General features: G+C 49.5%; 1 protein-coding gene. It reads left to right on the top strand.

Annotation, left to right across the window (positions count from 1 at the left end):
- On the top strand, positions 1 to 1,367 hold a 1,367-nt coding region (locus ACSLGF_RS18720; RefSeq protein ID WP_456007815.1), incomplete at both ends, for a non-ribosomal peptide synthetase.

Here is a 1,367-nt window from a genome sequence, read left to right as displayed (position 1 = left end):
GCCGCCGTCCTTGGCGTTCTCAAGGCTGGTGCGGCATTCGTTCCGATTGATGCCGATTATCCAGCGCAGCGCATTGCGTACATGCTGGAAGACTGCGGGGCAGAAGTGCTTCTTATTCAAAAAGGACTCAATGCACCACCTTCTTTCACAGGTCATGTCCTGTTGATAGAAGAGGCGATAGAAGGAGGAACGCAAAACGTTCAGGTTCATGTCAAACCAACTGATCTCGCATATATGATTTACACCTCTGGGACGACTGGACAGCCGAAGGGTGTCATGGTCGAACACCAGTCACTAGTGAATCTCGCTTTCTGGCACAATGATGCCTTCCGGGTGACAAATAAAGATCGAACCGCCAAATATGCCGGCTTTGGCTTTGACGCCTCCATTTGGGAGATGTTCCCGACATGGATCGCCGGCGCAGAGCTGCACATTATCGACGAAGCGATTCGCCTCGATATGATCAAGCTCAATACGTATTTCAATGACGAAGGCATCACCATTGCATTCCTGCCAACTCAGCTTTGTGAGCAGTTTATGTCAATGGACAATCATTCCTTGCGCTACTTACTGACAGGCGGAGACAAGCTGAAACAGGTGAAGCCCGTTCGATACAAACTAGTGAATAACTACGGCCCGACTGAAAATACGGTCGTGGCGACAAGCGGTATCATCAATCCAGATCAAGGCACGCTTCCTATCGGAACAGCGATTGCCAATAGCCGATTTTACATCATGGGTTCGTTATATGACCTCTCGCCGCCAGGCGTACCGGGTGAGCTCGTCATTGCGGGAAAAGGACTGGCAAGAGGCTACTGGAATCTCCCAGCGGAAACGGACAAACGATTTGTACGAGATCCATTTTATCCAGGAGAGCGGATGTACCGTACAGGCGATTTGGTGAAATGGACAGAGGATGGCGAGCTCATCTATCTCGGCAGAAAAGACCATCAGGTCAATGTCCGCGGCTTCCGTATTGAGCTGTCGGAAATTGAAGCTCAGCTGCTTGCGCTAGATGTAGTAAAAGAGGCAGTCGTGACAACTGTAAAAGATACGAGCGATCAAGACGCTCTTATCGCTTATGTCATCACGGATAGTGAAACAGCTGATTTAAAAGAAAGCCTTAAACGCACCTTGCCAGAATATATGGTGCCATCATGGATCATAAACGTAGACCAATTTCCAATGACGGCAAATGGCAAAGTCGATCTCAAAGCGTTGCCAGCTCCAAATATGGAAGCGGATCAAACGGCATACGAAGCCCCAAGAGACGAAGTCGAAACGCTTCTTTGTGCCATTTGGGCAGACGTGCTAGGCGTGAGCCAAGTCGGCATTCACGATCATTTCTTCTTCCTTGGCGGAGATTC

The organism is Bacillus sp. A015, assembly GCF_053851875.1.
The sequence above is the reverse complement of the archived record's forward strand: the minus strand, read 5'-3'. Positions and strand labels throughout refer to the sequence as shown.